The following is a 20,774-nucleotide window of genomic DNA, read 5'->3' on the forward strand; positions in this document are numbered from 1 at the left end:
GTTTAAGCTCTCCTTTCTGCTGTTGTAACCGATTTGGCAGGTAATAATTTATTTTTAAGTAGGGATAACATTAATTTGACTCCAATTCCGGTAAAAACAATACTATTGGTAACAAACGAATATTTTTGACGATAATGTTTCCGGTGAAATAACCACATTGCCCGGTGGAACTCATAAATGATTTTAAATGGTTTACGACGACTGCTAGCGCCTTTGTAATGCACAATTTGTGTATCTCCACGATAATGGATCTCCCAGCCTGCTTCTTTGATCCTGTAGCACCAGTCAATATCTTCTCCATACATAAAAAACTCTTCGTCTAGTCCGCCAATCTGCTCAATAACTTCACGCCGAACTAACATAAATGCACCGACTAATGAATCAATCGGATACGACTCGTCTGGGTTCAAATAACCTAACTGGTAGCCATTAAAGCGTGGATTGTCTGGAAACCATTTGGAAAATCCAAAAGCATAATAAAAAGATGCGGACGGTGTAGGAAACCCACGCTTGCATGCTTTATCAAGTGATCCATCTGGCAAGACAATTTTGCAACCTGACGCTCCTACTTGAGGGTGAGCATCCATAAAAGACACCATCGTCTCTAAAGTATCTGACTGAACGATGGTGTCGGAATTAAGTAGTAGTATATATCGTCCTTGCGCAATCTTCATTGCTTGATTGTTGCCTTTGGCAAATCCGACATTATCTTTATTTGCAATAAAAGTAATGTCTGGATAAGTCGATGGGATCACTGTAGCTGAACCGTCGCTAGAAGCATTGTCCACTGCAATAATCTCATAAGCGTATTGAGTGCGTGATTGATAAACAGACTCAATACAATCAAGTGTAAGCTGACAAGTATTATAATTTAAAATTAAAATGCTAACGTCCATGGTAACGCTCCTGACTAAAATATAAATCTACTGGCATTATAGCATATCTATATATCAAAAAGATAAATCCGCTCAGATTCCATTATTGTTCTTAGATATAACCAATCATAATTAAAAATCGAAAAAGCCATTGTTCTGTTGTAGATTGTCGGTAAAGCTGGCATTGACGTAAAAAACGAATACGTTGTATGAATGTGGAGCGTGGAGCGATAAATGCTTCCAATTGTTGCTTCATTTGAGGATCAGTTATCTCTTTACCATATATACGCTGAAATTCTTTAGCTTGTTGCACTAATAATTTTTTATCTTTATGTTTGCGAAAACTATTCCATTTTTTTTTCACTTTTTGCAGTAAGGTAGATTCTCCGCCTACTACGTTGTTATTGTGTTGTCTATAGTATACAGAAGGTGTGGGATCAAAATAAACTTTACCAAAACAAGAAATAGTAAGATATATCCACCAGTCATGCATTTGAATTCGATTTAGATCAATCTCTTTATCATAAAATAATTTAAACGCATCATAGCTTAACATAATCGTCGTTCCAACCGCTATATTTTGGAATAAAGCATTATAAAATGAAGGTTCTTTTCTCAGATTTTGCGGCCAGACTACTTTCAGATTAAGGTTTTCATCGGTAATCTGAGTAGCTGTACAGACCATATGCGGTTGATAAGGAGAGTCAGATATCGCAGAATCAAGTGTACTCACCTCTGCTGCAATTTTATGAGGTAACCATATATCATCTTGATCACAAAAACAAAAATATTGGGCTGTAGTATCTGCTTCCTTGATCAAACTCCAGAAACTACGTATTACACCAACATTTTCTGTTTGTAGATATGTTATTTGTTCCGGGTATCTTTGAGCATAAGATTCAAGAATACTAAGTGTTGTATCTGTTGAACCGTCATCCCTAATTAGAATATGGATATTCGTATACGTTTGTTTTAAAATACTGTCCAATTGTTCTGCTATGTATTGAGCTCCATTGTAAGTAGAAAGAAGTACCTGCACTTTTCCAGTCATAATAACCTCATTTGTTTTATTATCATCCCTATAATTCACTTTATTGTAGCAGAACCAATACTATAATTACAAAAAAACAGATAAGAGTTTATATGGTTTTGAAACCAAATTCTCTTATCTGTTCATCTTAATGATTAATTATTTTTATACTCTTGCAAAAAAGCATTTAATCCTTCTTGCCAAGAACGAATATCTGTAAATCCATTAGTTCGTATCGATAAATGCTCCATCACCGAATTAGCAGGTCTTGGAGCAGGTCTTGGAAACTCACTCGTTGCGCATGGTTCCAGTACAGATTGTATATCTACATCTAAAATATCAGTAGCCTGTCTGAATATTTCTTGTGTAAATTCATACCAGGTGCATGAGTCACTATTAGAAGCATGATAAACACCGTATTTTTCTGTCACCATCAATTCTGCCAAAAACTCTGCTAAGTCTACTGTATAGGTTGGCGAACCTTTTTGATCATGTACCACTTTAAGTTGTGGTTTTTCCTGACCTAACTTCAGCATGGTTTTCACAAAGTTGTTACCGTGAAGTCCGTATACCCAAGAAGTGCGCACAATAAAGTATCGAGAAGATAAAGATTGAATCAATACTTCACCGGCACGCTTCGATTTACCATAAATACTTTGAGGATCTGTGTTGTCATACTCATGGTAAGGTTGTACACCTTGTCCATCAAATACATAATCTGTACTAATATAGATCACTTTCGCTTGTACAGATTCTGCTGCTACAGCAATATTACGTGTTCCTACAGCATTGACCAGATAAGCTCCATCGATATCAGTTTCAGCCGCATCGACCGCTGTATAAGCCGCACAATGAATAATCACTTCCGGTTGAAAAGAAGTGATGACTTGCTGGCATTGCTCTAGATTTGTAATATCTAATGTCTCACGATCGCAGCCTAATACTTCATGACCTTTCGCTTGGATAACTTTGACTGTATCTATTCCAAGTTGGCCGGAAGCACCTGTAACTAATACTTTCATTGATTAGCTCCTAGACGATCTCCATATTGCTGTTGGTAATATTCTTGGTAAGCTCCTGAAGCAATACGAGTCCACCAGTCTTTGTTATCCAAGTACCATTGAATCGTTTCTTTAATTCCTGTTTCGAAATTATGCTTAGGCTTCCATCCAAGTTCACTCATGATCTTCGTAGGGTCAATACCATAACGACGATCATGACCTAAACGATCTTCTACATATTTGATCAAAGATTCTGGCTTACCTAGTTGTTCCAAAATTGTTTTAACGATATGGATATTGGTACGTTCATTGTTACCACCAATATTATAAACTTCACCGTTTTTACCTTCATGAATAACTAGATCGATCGCGCTACAATGGTCTTCTACATACAACCAATCACGGATATTGAGTCCATCACCATATACAGGTAAAGCTTCATCAGCCAAAGAACGAGAAATAATCAATGGAATTAATTTCTCTGGAAATTGGAATGGCCCATAATTGTTAGAACAACGTGTAATATTAACCGGCAAACCAAAAGTCTCATGGTAAGCACGTACTAACAAATCTCCGCCTGCTTTACTAGCAGAATACGGGCTATTCGGTGTAATCGGAGTCTCTTCGGTAAACAGCCCTGTTTCGCCTAAAGAACCGTATACTTCATCTGTAGATACTTGTACAAATTTTGTAATGTTATACTTTTTAGCAACATCCAGAAGTACTTGAGTACCAACGACGTTTGTTTTCACAAAAATCTCCGGCTCCAAAATACTACGGTCTACATGCGATTCTGCTGCAAAGTTAACAATAACATCTACACCATCTGCAACCAAGCGATCCATTGTAGCTGTATCTGCAATATCTGCTTTTACAAAGGTATGATTAAGATTGCCTTCGATCGCTTTTAAATTTTCTAAATTCCCTGCATACGTAAGAGCATCTACATTGATAATCTGGTACTCGGGATGTTCACGTAACATATATAGAACAAAATTACTGCCAATAAAACCGGCTCCGCCAGTAACAAGCAATTTCATAATTTGCCTCCTGTAAGAATCATATTTAGATTCTAACTATTTTATTTATTATGCTCACCTAGTAACTAGTAAGCAGTGGAGTATTAAAAGTTAAGTTCTGCGTCTTTTAATAAAGGATGACGTGTATCTTTGTCAGATAATACTGGATTCGATACAGGCCAATCGATATTTAGAGATGGATCATCCCAAGCAATACCGCGATCATGCTCAGGCGAATAATACTCATCTACTTTATAAATAACTTGAGTATTCGCTGCTAACGTACAGAAGCCATGTGCAAATCCTTGTGGAACTAACAATTGACGTTTATTCGCATCGCTTAAAATAAATCCTTGCCATTGTCCAAATGTAGGTGAATCTTTACGAATATCCACAATCACATCATAAATCGAACCAGATATAACACGAATCAATTTTGTTTGTGCTTTAGGATTCAATTGGTAATGCATTCCTCTCAGTACTCCAGGTTCAGCAGAAAGGGAATGATTATCCTGAATAAAATTATGTTTAATTCCATTTTCGTGCATTAATTTTTCATTATAACTTTCCATAAAAAATCCACGATGGTCGCCATGAACAACAGGTTCGATGAGCTTGGCACCCTCTAATGTTAAAGATGTGACTTTCATGATGATCCTCCTTACAGTTTGAGCTTACCGAACTCTTCGCCAAATACGATTTCTTGTGCTAGTTCATTTGCTTTTGCAAGCGATGCGTGCGTACCCGCGTCTGTCCACCAACCTGTAAGAATATCAAATGTTAGCTCACCACGTTCAATATAAGCATTGTTTACATCTGTAATTTCTAATTCACCACGGTCAGATGGTTTTAACGTTTTAACAATATCAAATACATTGTTATCAAACATATAAATACCTGTTACAGCGAAATCGCTTTTAGGTGTTTTTGGTTTTTCTTCGATCGAAATAATCCGTTCGCCGTCCATTTCAGCTACACCATAACGCTGTGGATCATGAACCTGTTGTAGCAACAATTTAGCACCTTGTTTTTGCTCACGGAAATTTTGTACAAATGGAGCAATATCATCAGCAAATACATTATCGCCTAGAATAACAACCATTTGATCATCCGCTACAAAGTGTTCTGCTAGATCCAAAGCTTGTGCAATACCACCTGCTTCATCCTGCACTTTGTATGTAAATGTAACACCCATATCGCTACCGCTACCTAATAAGTTAACTACATCGCCCATATGGTCTTTACCTGTAACGATTAAGATATCTGTAATATCAGCTTGTTTTAATTTATATACGGAATGAAAAATCATAGGATATTTGCCAACAGGTAAAAGATGTTTATTGGTTACTTTGGTTAATGGATAAAGGCGTGAACCTGTACCACCTGCTAAAATTATGCCTTTCATAAATAAAACCTCCAGTTTATTTATCGACTGCAATGAATAATACGCCTATTACAATAATAATTGCACCAATCCACTTCATTGGTGATACTGATTCGTGAAACATTAATACAGCTAAAAATATTCCTAAAACGTATGCAAGACTTTGAATTGGATATGCTATAGAAAGAGGCAATCTGGATAATACTACAAACCAAATTAAAGTAGCTACTACATACAAAAACAACCCTATAATGATAGTAGGGGAAAATAATGCTTTCCAAGCAGTAGCTAATGTTACTCCACCTATTTTTTCCAAACCTAATTTAAAAAAGGCTTGTCCACTTACTAGCATCAAAATATTCAATAACAACAATACATAGCTTACCATAGAATCAATTTTCAACGAATTAACTCTCCTTTTTACTATGATCTTTTTCTTTCATTTTCTCTAATTCATATCTCAAAATTCCAATTTCCTGAGATAATTCTTTAATTTTGATTGTTGATTTAGAGACTTCTAATGTTAAAGAAAACATGATCATGATGGTTCCTAGTAAAGTTAATAAAAATAAGGCATTAACAGGAAGTTCAATGCCCATAATGTGCGAAATATATGTGAATAATTTAGGGAATATTGCTAAAATAATACTCAAAATTGTAACTATGAACCACAAAATAGAGTACTTTAGTTCAAGCGTATATTTTCGAATCAAGTTAATTAAAATAAAAAAACCTACTAATGAGCCTAGTAACAAAATGATTTGAAGTTTTAGGGATACCATAAATTCTCCTATACCAATTCTTTTCTAAATTTATCAATTAATATAGCTGCTGAAACTTTAATCATATAATAAACAGATTTTAAAGAAGTAATAGAAGATACTCCATTCGCTCTATGTTCCATAGTGACTGGGATTTCAAATACTCTTAAAGAATTTCTTTTTAAATACATAATTGATTCTGGTTCTGGATAATCAACAGGATATCTTTTTGCAAAAAGCTCAATTACTTTTCGGTTACATGCTCTAAATCCAGAAGTAGGATCTGTAATTAATTGGCCAGTAAGGAATAACAACAACTTAGAAAAGTAACTAATACCAACTCTTCTTAAAAATGTAGATTGAAACCCTTCTTTTTTTATATATCTAGAGCCAATAACTAAATCTGCATTATCTTCTAAAAGAGGTTGGATAATATCCTCTATATATTGAGGCTTATGTTGACCATCACCGTCTACTTGGATAGCAATATCAAAATGATGATGATATGCATATTTATATCCCGTTTGGACAGCTCCTCCAATACCAAGATTACAAGGCAGATTTACAACAGGTATATCCAAACTTTTACACACAAATGCTGTTCTATCTGAAGAACAGTCATTAATTACGATAAATTCCAAATTTGGATTACCTAATGATTTAATAGATTTAATCAAACCTTCTAAATTATTTTCCTCGTTATACGCAGGAATAATAACTAAAATCTTTTTATTAATTCTAATCCCCTCATTTCAAATATATGATATTTAAACAGCAGGAATCCAATATCGTATAATAAGCAAGAAAAACATTAACATACAACTAAAACTGCAAAATGCTATAAGCATTGTGTTAATGATTTCATTATGCCCAAATTTCAAATATTTAGAAAGTTTATTGTTATATAACAGAATAAGCGCAAGTAAGATAATAGGAATAAAATATCTTCCTTGTACTCCAGAAACTTGTGCATACCCTACTCCACCAATTGAAGGTATAGAAGTCCATGTCAAATATAATCCGGTTTCTATTAGTACAACAACAACTGCAAAAATAACGAATATAAATAATCTCCGCAGTATATTAAACGATATGTTTTTATTACTGTCTATAATTGCTGTTAATAAAATAAGCAAGCAATAAAGATAAATAAAAGTTGGAGGGAAATTAGCATCTAACCAACCTAAATTTCCAATAAAACTATTTGTATAGAAGAAACTTAAATGATAAAAAGTTCTAGCAATAATCAAGAAATATTCAAAAGGATTACTCAATATGAATATAAGCTGATTTGTGCTATCACTTTGATCCGGACCAAAATGTCCATGTATAGTACTTATTACTGCCCACAAAAGATAATTCACAATTCCAGCTAATGTTATTAAACTAAAATAAAGATATTTCTTTTTTGTACTATAAAACTTGCTTGTAGGTATTAAAAAGAATAAAAAGATAATTGGAAAATATACTTGCTTTAACTCAATTAAAACAAAAGAAAGTATACATAGTATAATGATATGTTTTCGATTTATTTTCTCATGCTTTTTATCAAAAGAGAGCTTGAGAATAAGACTAATAAATAACAGACATATACTAATAACCATACTATCATAGCTTAAGGAAGACACCAATCCTAAAGTCATAGGCATACACAAAATTAAAAATAGTACTCTCTTGTAAAAAGGAATCCATTTAATTGCCTTATATGCACAAAAAATAAAAAACAATAAATTTCCTATTCTTCCTGCATACATATAACTCATAGGATTGATCAACTCAGATTTACCTAACGAAAAAATATAAATAAAGATTCTAAACAAGAGCATACTCAATGCTTGAGGAATATATAATAAAGGATTTGTTTCAACAGTACTAAATTGACTGAATACTTTTTCTGTATAATCTGTTGATGTAGTTATAGTTGAATAATACTTTTGGTAATTAAACTTCTGGCTAGCATCACCCATCATATAGCGATTATCCGCCTCAAAATCAAGAACAGCTTTAGGAAGATAAAAACCTAACTCATTCTTTTCATTCGCTTGTGGAATAAGATCAAATTGTGAAACTAAAAATGCTCTCTTAAAGTGACTATCCTCATCGGCCATTTGAAAAGGCGGGGTAACAAAAATATAAAGTAATCCAAAAAATAATAAGATACTCAATAGTTTAAGTTCAATACTAAATTTTTGTTTTATTTGCTTGTCTTCGTTCTCCATTTCTTAATAAATTCTCCCTTTTCCTTAAACCATTTAGAATAAGGTTTTATTAAAATATACTTTAAATGATAAATCTCCGTCTTGCTTTACTCCGTTAATTGTAAGATTCCCTTTAGGATAAGCATCGTTCTTTGATTTATACGCAGTTATAAACTTTCCAGCCATTCCATCCGTAGCTTTTATATATATATAATACTGTTTATTTTTTGAATATTTTATAGGCGGAAACCTAACATCGTAAAATGCATTATCAGCTAAGCTTTCAGCTTTTATAGTAGTTGAGTAAATATCATTCGATTCACCATAGTTTCGAATTCCTAAAGTGATACGCCCTGCATTTACTCTACCATAAGTAGCAAGCTTAATAGAGAAACCACTTAGATTATTAAGGTCAGAATAAAATGATTGACCTACTTCTTTGTTATTTGCAATTTCTCCTATATTTTGGTCACCTTCAACTGAAATGACTTCTGTCATTTTGCCTATATTCCCACCATATACGTAAATAAAAAGAAGCACTAAAATGATAGGAATAATTGAACGTCTAAACCAATTTTGCTTCATAATTTTCACCATTGTGTTCAGTAGATTTCAGTTGATAGCCGTACAAAGCCAACACTTCCCCTTCAAGATTCTTCCATTCTTTTCGCTGTGCTGTTTTCAAACCATTTTCTATAATTCGTTCTCTTAATGTAGAGTTGTTACAAACTTCTTTAATCATCTGAAGTGCACTTTCAGGATTGCCTTGTTCATATAACAAACAATTATCTTCATGAACCAGATATTCTATATTCCCTTCATTTGGTGCAACCACTGCTACACCGCCAGTAGCCATCATCTCAAGAGGTGGATAAGAGAAACTTTCTAAAAGACTAGACTTTAATAAAATATCGCAGCTTGCGTATACTTTTCCTACTTCATCGTGTGGCACTTTGTTTAAGAAATGATCCACTTTATACCATTCTTTAGGTTTGCCACTGTAAGAAAGATACCAGATTTCAAATTGATCTCGATCTAATTGATTGGTAATTTTAAAACTCTCATCAACATTTTTATAGTAATCATTAGAATTACCTTCAATTAATATTTTAATTTTTCCTTCAAATGACCGTTCTTTATACTGAAACACTGATAAATCTATTCCGTTTTCTACATAACCTGACTTTTTATTATATTTATCCAATAACCACTGTTCACACCATTTAGATATGGTTATATATTTAATATCAGAGAAGAAATTGTAAGTTAGATTGGCCCAAGCACGCATATGATTACCAGGCTCATAAAAATTAGTTTCAAAATTTTGTACTAAATAATACTTTTCTCTGATCTTAGAATACATATTAAGAAATTCAGTCGTTGACCACAGAGTAGCCACGCATTTTCTAAAAAGACCATGAAAAGTGTGACGATGGTAAGAAATCACAACAATTTCTCCATCTTTATTAACAATATTTTTATCGTCTTCACTCATCGAAATAATTGTAACATCCTTGCCTTGATCTCTTAAAATATTACAATGTTTAATAACTACATTCACACCACCACTAATCTGAGTAGACGGAAGAACAAATGCAATATTATCATGCAATTTAGATTCAATAAATTCAAATAATTTGTACCCGCTACTTAACGTTGTCCATCCACTTATAACACTAGAATATGCTTGTTTACCCAAAGCTTCACGATATGCCGAATCAGTAATCAACTTATCTAAATAGAATTTCCAATCTTCTATTGAATTACACAATATACCATCTTGTTCATGTGTAACCACTTCTTTAAAAGCACCAATACTGCTAGCTACAGTAGGAATTTTTACAAGAGCAGCTTCTGTCCATTTATTCTCAGATTTAGCTTCGTTAAAAATAGACTGAACTAACGGCGCTAAATTGATATGAATATTTGCTATTAAATCTGGCAAATTTGTCCAATCTGTAAATTTCTCGAAAATAATACGATCTTTATAGTCACTTAATTCTGTAGGAATATCTAAAATACCTACTACTTTAAGATAAACATTGCTATGTTTTTCGAACATTTCTTTAACTACATTGATAATCAAATTAAAATCTTCATTATGTGTTATGCTACCGCTAAAGTACCCCATAATAATACGATCATCTACTGCTCCAGTATTTTCGCTAGCTTTTAATTCTTTTTCTTTGAGTGCCTTTAATGACAAGTCTAGCATTTTTTCAGAAGCTACATTTCGATTAACAAATACTTCGTCTACATAATTATTTAATTCTGTAGCCAATGCTCCTGTGGTAGTAATCGCATAATCACACATTCTTAATGTTTTTTGAGTACGATTAACGCCATCCATATACTGATCAAGCTCATCTTTGCTCATAGTATTTAAATAATCAATTTCTTTAACATATTTATGATCAATTACTAGATCGTCAATATCAAAAAATACAGTTTTATTAAAATATTTTGCTTTTGCAATTAATTCTTCAACGACTTCTGTATGCGGACAACGAAAGAAAACAAATGCTCTGTAATAACGAACCATTTCAATATCAAGTTCTTCGTAATATACACTGTCGCAGGAATATCCATTAAAATGAAGCTGTTCAATTTGATGATCTACACGATAACGAGGTGGATGTGGAAGAGAACACCCATTTATAAAAAGAATGTCTTTGAAGTGATATTTAGAGGGTATATGTTTTTTTAGAATTCTTTTTTTTGTATATCCATACGCTTTTCTCATTAGAGCTTTGCTACCTTCATATTTCATCGTAGAGACCGTTTTTTTCATGAGTGTATTAATACCCAACTGTATCACCTTCACATAGTATATTTTTTAGAATCTTCAATTAACATTTTTTGCTTTTCTTTTATATAATTTTTTTTCTTTTCTCCACCGGCTGTAGAAGTAGGAGAAATTCTCCAATGATACAAAATTTTTGGGATATGCCAAACGTTAGCATTATTTTGAATCGCTCGTAGAGCTAAGTCCCAGTCTTGAACACCTTCGTATCCTATTCTGAACCCTTTGATTTGTTTTAATAAAGAGGTTCGATACACTGATAAGTGACAAATATAATTCATATGCATAAGCAACTGGATACCCCAATTTTTTTTGAAAAAGGGCTGTACTCGTTTATTATCTAGCCATTTATCTTCATTGCTAAAAATAAGATCAACATCAGAATGTTCATTAATCACTTTTACCACTTCATATAAAGCAAAATCAGAAAGAATATCATCATTATCAAGTAAAACTATATATTCTCCTGTTGCCATTTCTAGTGCAGTATTACTACACGCTGATATATGTCCATTTTCACTACGATAAGTCACAAGAATTTTAGAATTTTGGGTTTGATATTCATCTAAAACCTTTTTGATATGAGGCATATTGGAACAATCATCTGCAATACAAAGTTGCCAGTTCGTATAATATTGTCTTTCAACAGACTCTATACATTCTTTCAAATAATCTTCCTGTACGTTATATACAGGAAGAATAATAGACATTAGTGGTTTATGACGAAAGTGTTTGCATTCATTCATAACGACATTAATATCGTATTTTTCATGATTTTCGATCCATTTTTGGTACCAATTTTTACCACGCCATAATCGGAAAGGATGAAATTTAATTTGAAATCGAATCATATATTTAATAAAAGTATAGTACAGTAAAGAGAACATAAGCTTCTATCTCCTTCCTTACGTGTACTTAGAATAATAAAAATCACACAATTCTTCGATATTTCCTTCTTTAATCAATTGACCTTTTTCTAAAATAATACCTCTGTTACAAAGACTTCTTATCTGATCAATAGAGTGAGAAACAAGTAATACACTTGTACCTTCTTTGACCATTTCGTTGATTTTTGCTTCACATTTCTGTTGAAACTTAAAATCTCCTACACCTAGAATCTCATCTACGATTAGAATATCCGGTCTAGTTGAAGTAGCAATTGCAAACCCTAATCGAGCATACATACCTGATGAGAAGTTCTTTACAGGAACATCAATAAATTCTGCTAATTCAGAAAAATCAACAATTTCATCAAACTTAGCATTCATTTCTTTTTTGGAGTAGCCTAAAATAGCTCCATTCAAATAAATATTTTCTCTTGCTGTTAACTCTGTGTCAAAGCCTGCTCCCAATTCAATTAAAGGGGCCATGCGACCTGAAATATTTAATGTACCATTTGTTGGCTTTAAGACGCCTGCTACTGTTTTGAGAAGCGTGCTTTTCCCTGCTCCGTTAAGTCCTAGCACTCCAAATAATTCACCTTGTCTAACGTTAAATGTTACATCTTTTAATGCCCAAAATTTAGTATACGATATTTGATTTTTTAAGCGTTTAATCAAAAATTCTTTCAATCCACTTATTTTTTCAGTAGTCATATTAAAACACATCGAAACATTTTGAACATCAATAATTACATTACTATTCTCCATCATCAAACTCCTTAAATATAAAGGATAAATTTATCCTGACGTTGTTTGAAAAGATAAACTCCTATTAATAAAGTTACAAGGGCGTAACTTGCACATTGAATATTTAATTCTAACGGAGGAATATGTCCATACAGTAAAGATTCTCTAAAATGAGTCAAAAAATAAAACATTGGATTTCCAAGAAGAAGCGGCATATATTTATCTGGCATAATACTTACTGGGTAAATGATTGGTGTAGCATACATCCATGCTGTAATAAAAACACCATAAATATGTTCAACATCTCTAAAGAACACAACAATACTACATAAAATAAGACCTACACCTACACTAAATACAAATACATAAAAAATCGACAAAAAACTAAAAATAAAAGTATATTTAAGATCTACTCCTGTAATAAAACATACAATTAAAACTGCAATTAATGAGAACAACATATTTACTAATGAATACAAAACTTTGGATAATGGAAATATATATTTAGGAATATATACTTTTTTTATAATCTGGCCTGATGAATAAATAGAACTCATTGCTAAAGATGTGGAATCCGAGAAAAAAGAGAATAATACCTGTCCACTAATCACATAAGCTGCAAAATTCTCAACATTGAATTTGAAAAGTTCCTGAAATACTAACGTAATAATAATCATCGTTAATAGTGGATTAAGAACACTCCAAACAATACCGAGTACAGACCGCTTGTATTTAATTTTTATATCTTTTGCCACAAGCAACTTCAATAAATCTTTATATTTATAGAAGTTCAAAAAATATCGTTTTAGCTCCAACATTTGCGTATCGCCACCTAGTTGACTTGATTTTCAACTTCAAGTATTCATTTTCTAATACATTTTATAAAAATTACTGCATGCTCTAAAACAAAAAAAGTCACTAACTTGTCTAGTATACGTTAAAAGTTATAGAGCGTCTACTTCACCTATAATGCGATATTAAGACTTTTTATATCTATTAGTTGCTCCTTTTTAATACTCTGCCAATCGTTCGTAATGGCTTTGTTATTTTCCAAGATGTAGAATTTAACAACAAATTATTTTCATTACTTATGCTTTGATTGATAGATAAAACATTGTCGCGTTCTTTCTCTATTGATTGTAAACGTTCTTTAAGTTGCTCATAATCTTTTAATGTAGATTGCAAATCTTCGATTTCGGATTGTAAACCTTCTATTCTAGTGTCTAATTTTTGGAAAACATGTTCTGCATTCAATATTTCTATATGACCTTTAAGTGATAAATTTTGCAAAGTACCTTCAGTAATATTTATTAAAAATTCAGGTCTTAGTACTTGAAATTCTGTATAACTTTCTTTATGACCAAAAGAGTTAAGTGATATCATCTGAATATTTTTAGGATAATCTAATATATTAATATTGATTATATGTCCTTCTAAAGGAATCCATTTTAATCTTTTAATATTATTTATTTTATCCAAGTCTTTGAAACTAGTACTAAATTCTCTTCCTTCAACCAATAATTCTGCAGTGATTGCATCATTGTAATCAAAACCGTTTCCCGTATCTAAAAGCAATTTACTTACAATTTTAGGTTTTACTAACGGCATAATACTATTTAGTGTTTCGACATTTGTAATTTCTTTATCAGAGCATAAAGCAATTAGATACTTTCCATTATTCTCAGTAGGATATAAATCATCCATTCTGTAATATTCACTTTGGTTTTCTTCTACATGACATGCTCCAAGATAGCTAAACGTTCTAAAGCCTTGCCTAAACATGTATGTGTGTTTGAATTTACTTTGTAAAAATAATTCAAATTCATTCTCATAAAATTCTTTAATATGGAACGTATTTGTAAAACCAACTATATCTGAATATAATCTTTTATCAGGTGTAGACATAATCAATATGCCATCAGGCTTTAGCACTCTTCTTATTTCATCCAAAAATTTTTCTTGTGCCTTTTCATCCACATGTTCAATCGTCTCAAAGCTCACCACTACATCAACACTTTGATCCGGGATAGGTAATATTTGAATATCAGAAACTTTGAATTCAATATTCGTTGAATGGTATGCTGTAGTAGCCCATTCAATTGAATCTTCTGAGATATCGATTCCCCAGACAAATTGGGCATGTTGTGATATAAGGTTAGTACCGTATCCTTCACCACAGGCAGCATCCAAAACTTTTTTGTTTTTTACCAAATCAAGAATAGCATGATATCTTTGCTTATGCTCAACTTCGATTTCACCAAAAACTTTATTAGGGACATACCGTTCGCCTGTAAAGTCCATTTTCTTCCTCCTTATTTAGCTAACATAAAATGAATTACTATATCAGAAAATAGTTATATCGATAATTGATAATAGTTCCTGTAATTAAAATATGCTAAAATAACTTAGAATTCTAACTTAAAAGGAGTTTAAAACATTGGCTAATCCAGTATACGGCAAACAGTTTAAAGCGTCCACCGAGGACGAAAAACGTGGAAGTATGTTTTGGGTCCTTAATATTTGTATGATTTTATTTTTATTATGGGCCCCGTTTCAAATTGCATTATTTAATGGTTTAGGTATCAGTTTTGAAAAGCCTCTCTTTTGGGCAATTATGTTGGTATGTATCCTAATGATTTTAGGACTCATTCAATTCAACAAAAAAGTACAATTGGATGATCAGCGGGATATGGTTGCATTATTAATCATTTTACTCCCTATCTCCTATATGATCTCTATGTTTTCGGCTGCCTCTTGGCATTATGCCGTAAATATGGTGTTAATTCAATGGATGTACGCATTTATTTTCGTAATTGGTATCTATCTGTTACGTGATCGTGTCTCGAATAAGATTATTCAAATTACGTTAATGGGTTCTGCTTATCTGATTGTATTCTTCGGATATATCAGTTGGTTCGGTCAAGGTTATCTAGGTGGACATTTAGTATCCTGGTTCTCTATTGGTGGCGTAAACAACGGCGTCTATACCGATGCAATCATGCAAGATTCCAACGGTTGGCGTTTGACTTCTGTATTCCAATATGCGAATACATATGCAGCTTTCCTTATGGCTATTATGTTTGCAGGTTTATTTAATGCCAGTCGCCTCAAAACCTGGTATGACCAATTGATCCATGGATTTATGTTAGTTCCTATTATTTTGGCTTTAATCCTTACTTTGTCTCGCGGTGGTTTGGTTGTTTTGCCGTTTGTATTATTAATTTTGCTTCTATTACTTCGTCCTGCACAACAGATTTTATGGTTTATTAATCTGGTAATCGCAGGTATTGCAACAGCTGTTATCTTGAATCCAGTAACCGATATTGGACTACAAGTGATTGCAAAGTATGATGGTGCTGTAGCTGCAAAAGGTTGGGCTTATCTATTAATCGCTTCCTTAATTGCAGGAGTACTGATTATGCTTGTTGGACGTTATATTGCACCTAAGCTTGAACACGGTGTAGAAGGATGGACAGCACGTCGTGGTGCTAGCCTTTGGATTCCGATCGGTTCTGCTTTACTCGGTATACTTATGCTTGTGTTATTGATTGCAACTAATCTACGTAATCTGTTACCAGCTAATATTCGTGTACGTTTTGAAAATATTAACTTCCAACAAAGTAGTGTATTGGAACGTTTTACTTTTTATCGTGATGCGATGAAATTGTTACGTGATTATCCACTGTTCGGTGCAGGTGGTGGAGCCTGGGGTGCTTCTTATGAAGCTTACCAGAATAACCCGTATGTCAGCCGTCAGGCACATAACTTCTTTGTTCAATATTTAGTTGAAGTTGGCGTGATTGGTTTTATCATCTTTATTTTGTTTGTCGGATTTATTTTTTATAAATATATTCGTGGTTATTACAAAGCTAATCGTGAAGGTAAAGAATCTCACTTTATTTACTTTATTATCGTTGTATCGATCTTGATGCATAGTTTGCTGGATTTCAACTTAAGTTATGCTTATATGAGTATTCTAGTCTTTCTAGGTCTAGGTGGTATGGCTTCTGCAATGGACTTAACGCCACTCAAGCGATTGAAAGCTCCTGCTGGAACGATAAGAGGTATTTACGTATCTTTAATCGGTGTTGTTGCGATTATTGTTGCTTTCACTTCACTTCGTTTCTCTGTCGCTTCTCAAGATGTTGTGGATGCTCAGAAGACTTCTCAAGTAGCAAGCCCCAGCTATGAAGATATTCGCGCTCCACTTGATAAAGCATTGGCTATACGGAGCACATTCCCTGATGCTGTTGTGTTTATGGGTTCATTATTGACTCAAGTATTCCAACAGACTAAAGATGAACAATATTATAACGAAGATATTGCGCTTCTTACTAAAACACAAGAAAAAGAACCATTTAATAAAAATATTGTGAAACAGTTAGTAACGGCTTACCAATTGGGTGGTAAATCAGATGTAGCCTTTGATCTCCTTGTAAACAGTATTCCAAAATACAAATGGGATATTGAATGGTATGAGGGTGTAATCACTCAAGCCTATGCTCTTGGTAACCAGGCATATGAGAAAAAAGATAAAGCATCTGAAGAGAAATATTTTAATGCCGGTCTAAATGCTTATAAAGAAGTACAAGACGGCGTAGAATATCTCAAAACATTGCCTACTGGTCAGTTACAAGGTCGTGCTTTTGCTGTCACACCAAAAATCGCTTTAAATATTGGTAAAATTCAATTGATGCAAGGTAATACAGCTGATGCGGCAGCAACATTTAAATTAGGTCTAGCTGATGATCTAAATGATGAAACCAATCGTGAAGTCGCTCGCTATTATCTAGCTGCTTTGAAAAAAGAAAACCAAAATGATCAAGCTATCTATGATAAGTTGATTAAAATAGATGCAAAAGAAAAAGAACAAATTGATACCATTGTAAATACAAAATATAATCAATAATGTATACGTATTGATTGAAATTTTATTAAAATTCTCTGCATTATTATCCTTAGATGATATCAATAAGGAGAAATTTGATGATAAATAAAGCAAATTCCAGAGCCATTTGTATTTTGGGTATGCACAGAAGTGGTACTTCTGCAATTGCTAGATCCATTAATTTATTAGGAGTTTATTTAGGAGAGTCAGAAAATCTACTCTCTGCGCAGGAAGATAATCCACATGGATTCTGGGAACACTTAAATATAATTGATATACAAAATCGTATATTATGGGAATTAGGAGTATCTTGGGATACTCCTGTTCCACTTGAAAAACTATGGTGGAAAAAACCCGAAATGATCCCTTTTCGAAATGAAATCAAACAATTTATAAGTCAGCAAATGCTTTCTCAAAATTTATGGGCTTGGAAAGATCCTAGAACATGTTTACTTCTTCCATTATGGCTAGATATATTGCAAGAATTAGGTGTTGAGGTTAACTTTGTTATTTCTATTCGTAATCCTTTAGATATTGCAAACTCTTTATTAAAAAGAAATAACATCCCTATACAAAAATCATTAGGAATATGGATGAATTACATGATTTCTGTTGCAAGATGGACTGCAAACAGTAAATGTATTTTAGTTTCTTATGATGAATTTTTGGACGACTGGCATCATCAGTTATTTAATTTGTCACAACAATTGAACTTACCTTGGCCAGAAAATGAATTAGAATTAAAAGAAAAAATGCAAAAATTTATAAATCCTCAATTTCGTCATAGCTACTCCAGTAATGATCAATTAAAAGAAATAATAGGTTTAAAACCTTTTGTTAATCTTTACGATATTTATTTAAAAAAAATGAATTTTCAGCTTGATTATACTCTGCCACAAATAGAGGAAATCGCGTCAGAATATAAAGCTTATGCAGCGTTATTTGATATTGCTAATCTAACCAAAATAGAGCTACAGCAAAGAGTTGAGTTGATTGATACTCGGCATAACATTCAACACTATTTGGGAGAATTACAAGAAGTACAAACTCAACTAAAATCACAACAGAATGAGCAAAAAAAAATAAATACCTTTTTGAATAACTCATTGATTTCAGGTAAAGATACTGAAGAGAAGATATTGCATTTAGAAAAGATGATTTCAGCTTTGAGAGAAGATCAACACAGTTTGCAACAAATCTTACAATCTAGAGGTTGGAACTATCTAAAAAAATACTATATTTATAGAGATTTATTATTCTCTAAATTAAAAAAGATAACAAAAAAACACTCTTCTAAATGAAAAGTGTTTTTTTGTTATCTTCTTCTGCTAAAATAGTGCGCAAATAACTTAATGTTTCTTCACGTAACTCAGGATGCTTCAAAGCATAGTGAATGGTTGTCTGTACGAATCCACTTTTCTCACCAACATCATGACGTAAGCCTTCAAATTGATATGCTAGAATTTTTTCTTTTAATGCTAATTGTGAGATGGCATCTGTAAGTTGAATTTCTCCACCTACACCAACTTGCTGATTGCCTAAGATGTTAAATATCTCCGGGGTTAAAATATATCTGCCCATAATCGCTAGATTAGAAGGAGCATCTTCTCTAGCAGGCTTTTCTACTAACCCTTTAGCTTGATACAAGCGATCTGAAATAGGTAAAGAATCTACAATCCCATAACGAGAAACCGCATTCCAATCGACTTCTTTCACACCTACAATAGATGATTCATATTCTTCATATACATCCATCATTTGCTTCAGACAAGGAACATCGGATTCGACAATATCATCCCCTAGAAGAACAGCAAAAGGTTCGTTACCGATAAACTTACGAGCACACCAGATCGCATGTCCTAGCCCTTTCGGTTCTTTCTGACGAATATAATGAATATCTGCCATTTCAGAAGGTTTGCGTACAGCATCAAGTAAATCCCATTTTTCTTTTTCAGCTAGATTATGTTCTAGTTCAAATGAGGAATCAAAATGATCTTCGATCGCGCGCTTACCTTTACCTGTAACGATAATAATATCTTCAATTCCGGAAGCTACCGCTTCTTCGATAATATATTGAATCGTTGGTTTGTCTACAATCGGTAACATTTCTTTCGGCATCGCTTTGGTGGCAGGTAAGAAACGTGTTCCTAGTCCTGCTGCTGGAATAATCGCTTTACGGATTTTCAATTTCATTCTCCTCTATATCTAATCATAGATATAATATACTTCATTCTTTATAGATAGACCAACTTATAAAATAAAGAGGTTTTCTCTAATAATGAGAAAGCCTCTTTTAGCTTATTTATTTTCTTCTTTTGCCATAATTTCATGCAAATATTCTAATGTCGATTCACGCAATTCAGGATGTTGCAATGCGTAGTGAATCGTGGTTTGTACGAATCCGCTCTTCTCACCCACATCATGACGTAAGCCTTCGAATTGGTAAGCAAAGATATCTTGTTTTTCGCCTAATTTTGAAATAGCATCGGTTAATTGAATTTCGCCACCTGCGCCAGCATCTTGATTACCTAAAATATCGAAAATTTCAGGAGTCAAAATATAACGACCCATGATCGCCAAGTTTGAAGGTGCTTCTTCGCGTGGTGGTTTCTCTACTAGACCTTTGGTTTTGTATAGACGATCCGATTCTGTCGTAGGATCAGCATCGACCAAGCCATAACGAGATACATGCTCCCATGGTACTTCTTTCACACCGACTACAGAAGACTCATGCTTCTCATACACATCCATCATCTGCTTCAGACAAGGAACATCCGATTCGACAATATCATCGCCTAGAAGCACTGCAAATGGCTCATCCCCGATAAACTTACGAGCACACCAGATCGCATGTCCTAACCCTTTAGGTTCTTTCTGACGAATGTAATGAATATCCGCCATTTCAGAAGATTCACGTACAGCATCCAGAAGTTTCCATTTTTCTTTTTCTTCTAGATTTTGTTCCAATTCAAACGAGTAATCAAAGTGATCTTCGATCGCGCGTTTGCCTTTACCTGTAACGATAATAATATCTTCGATGCCAGAAGCTACAGCTTCTTCGATAATATATTGAATCGTTGGTTTGTCTACAATTGGTAACATTTCTTTTGGCATTGCTTTGGTTGCAGGCAAGAAACGTGTTCCTAGTCCTGCTGCTGGGATAATGGCTTTACGAATTTTCATGGTT

General features: G+C 33.3%; 20 protein-coding genes. 2 read left to right on the forward strand and 18 right to left on the reverse strand.

What is annotated here, in order from left to right; translation table 11 throughout:
• Positions 1–2 precede the first annotated feature (2 nt).
• The 16 genes from QE450_RS16665 to QE450_RS16740 all read right to left on the reverse strand — a co-directional run bounded on the left by QE450_RS16665 (position 3) and on the right by QE450_RS16740 (position 15,000).
• Positions 3–896: a glycosyltransferase family 2 protein gene (locus QE450_RS16665; RefSeq protein WP_307300688.1), complete on the reverse strand. Its 894-nt coding sequence runs from the start codon at positions 894–896 to the stop codon at positions 3–5.
• Between the two features lie 91 nt (positions 897–987).
• The gene (locus QE450_RS16670; protein WP_307300690.1) at positions 988–1,926 is read right to left on the reverse strand and encodes a glycosyltransferase family 2 protein; all 939 of its coding nucleotides are present in this window, start codon (positions 1,924–1,926) and stop codon (positions 988–990) included.
• Positions 1,927–2,060: 134 nt separating this feature from the next.
• Positions 2,061–2,927 (reverse strand): dTDP-4-dehydrorhamnose reductase, encoded by an 867-nt coding sequence (gene rfbD / locus QE450_RS16675; RefSeq protein WP_307300692.1) that lies wholly within the window; start codon positions 2,925–2,927, stop codon positions 2,061–2,063.
• The gene (rfbB, locus tag QE450_RS16680) at positions 2,924–3,946 is read right to left on the reverse strand and encodes a dTDP-glucose 4,6-dehydratase (RefSeq protein WP_307300694.1); all 1,023 of its coding nucleotides are present in this window, start codon (positions 3,944–3,946) and stop codon (positions 2,924–2,926) included. The genes rfbD and rfbB overlap by 4 nt, the downstream gene beginning before the upstream one ends.
• Positions 3,947–4,029: 83 nt before the next feature.
• Entirely contained in the window at positions 4,030–4,575 is a 546-nt protein-coding gene (gene rfbC / locus QE450_RS16685) for a dTDP-4-dehydrorhamnose 3,5-epimerase (RefSeq protein ID WP_273613693.1), read from the reverse strand.
• Positions 4,576–4,586: 11 nt separating this feature from the next.
• On the reverse strand, positions 4,587–5,330 hold the full coding sequence (locus QE450_RS16690) for a sugar phosphate nucleotidyltransferase (RefSeq protein WP_307300696.1): 744 nt from the start codon (positions 5,328–5,330) through the stop codon (positions 4,587–4,589).
• Positions 5,331–5,346: 16 nt separating this feature from the next.
• Positions 5,347–5,712 (reverse strand): EamA family transporter, encoded by a 366-nt coding sequence (locus QE450_RS16695; protein ID WP_307300698.1) that lies wholly within the window; start codon positions 5,710–5,712, stop codon positions 5,347–5,349.
• A gap of 4 nt (positions 5,713–5,716) precedes the next feature.
• On the reverse strand, positions 5,717–6,091 hold the full coding sequence (locus QE450_RS16700; RefSeq protein ID WP_273613694.1) for a DUF2304 domain-containing protein: 375 nt from the start codon (positions 6,089–6,091) through the stop codon (positions 5,717–5,719).
• 8 nt (positions 6,092–6,099) lie between these two features.
• Entirely contained in the window at positions 6,100–6,807 is a 708-nt protein-coding gene (locus QE450_RS16705) for a glycosyltransferase family 2 protein (RefSeq protein ID WP_273616363.1), read from the reverse strand.
• 30 nt (positions 6,808–6,837) lie between these two features.
• Entirely contained in the window at positions 6,838–8,289 is a 1,452-nt protein-coding gene (locus QE450_RS16710) for a DUF2142 domain-containing protein (RefSeq protein ID WP_307300701.1), read from the reverse strand.
• Positions 8,290–8,322: 33 nt separating this feature from the next.
• Positions 8,323–8,853 carry a hypothetical protein gene (locus QE450_RS16715; RefSeq protein WP_307300704.1) on the reverse strand — a complete coding sequence of 177 codons (531 nt, stop codon included), beginning with the start codon at positions 8,851–8,853 and terminating at the stop codon, positions 8,323–8,325.
• On the reverse strand, positions 8,834–11,077 hold the full coding sequence (locus QE450_RS16720) for a glycosyltransferase (protein WP_307300706.1): 2,244 nt from the start codon (positions 11,075–11,077) through the stop codon (positions 8,834–8,836). Before QE450_RS16720 ends, QE450_RS16715 begins: the two co-directional genes overlap by 20 nt.
• Positions 11,078–11,088: 11 nt before the next feature.
• Positions 11,089–11,958 carry a glycosyltransferase family 2 protein gene (locus QE450_RS16725; protein ID WP_273613698.1) on the reverse strand — a complete coding sequence of 290 codons (870 nt, stop codon included), beginning with the start codon at positions 11,956–11,958 and terminating at the stop codon, positions 11,089–11,091.
• A gap of 18 nt (positions 11,959–11,976) precedes the next feature.
• Positions 11,977–12,720 (reverse strand): ABC transporter ATP-binding protein, encoded by a 744-nt coding sequence (locus QE450_RS16730; protein WP_273613699.1) that lies wholly within the window; start codon positions 12,718–12,720, stop codon positions 11,977–11,979.
• A gap of 11 nt (positions 12,721–12,731) precedes the next feature.
• Positions 12,732–13,517 carry an ABC transporter permease gene (locus QE450_RS16735; RefSeq protein ID WP_273613700.1) on the reverse strand — a complete coding sequence of 262 codons (786 nt, stop codon included), beginning with the start codon at positions 13,515–13,517 and terminating at the stop codon, positions 12,732–12,734.
• A gap of 178 nt (positions 13,518–13,695) precedes the next feature.
• Positions 13,696–15,000 (reverse strand): class I SAM-dependent methyltransferase, encoded by a 1,305-nt coding sequence (locus QE450_RS16740; protein ID WP_307300710.1) that lies wholly within the window; start codon positions 14,998–15,000, stop codon positions 13,696–13,698.
• Between the two features lie 136 nt (positions 15,001–15,136).
• Here QE450_RS16740 and QE450_RS16745 point away from each other — a divergent pair, with 136 nt between their 5' ends.
• Positions 15,137–17,608, forward strand: coding sequence for an O-antigen ligase family protein (locus QE450_RS16745; protein WP_307300713.1), 2,472 nt, complete (start codon positions 15,137–15,139; stop codon positions 17,606–17,608).
• Between the two features lie 77 nt (positions 17,609–17,685).
• Positions 17,686–18,888: a sulfotransferase family protein gene (locus QE450_RS16750; RefSeq protein WP_307300715.1), complete on the forward strand. Its 1,203-nt coding sequence runs from the start codon at positions 17,686–17,688 to the stop codon at positions 18,886–18,888.
• Here the strand turns inward: QE450_RS16750 and galU (QE450_RS16755) are convergent.
• On the reverse strand, positions 18,881–19,774 hold the full coding sequence (galU, locus tag QE450_RS16755) for a UTP--glucose-1-phosphate uridylyltransferase GalU (RefSeq protein WP_307300717.1): 894 nt from the start codon (positions 19,772–19,774) through the stop codon (positions 18,881–18,883). The genes QE450_RS16750 and galU (QE450_RS16755) overlap by 8 nt on opposite strands.
• A 111-nt stretch (positions 19,775–19,885) precedes the next feature.
• Positions 19,886–20,770, reverse strand: a complete 885-nt coding sequence (gene galU, locus QE450_RS16760) for a UTP--glucose-1-phosphate uridylyltransferase GalU (RefSeq protein WP_273613705.1) — start codon at positions 20,768–20,770, stop codon at positions 19,886–19,888.
• Positions 20,771–20,774 lie beyond the last annotated feature (4 nt).

The organism is Paenibacillus sp. SORGH_AS_0306, from assembly GCF_030819345.1.
Lineage (GTDB): Bacteria > Bacillota > Bacilli > Paenibacillales > Paenibacillaceae > Saccharibacillus > Saccharibacillus kyungheensis.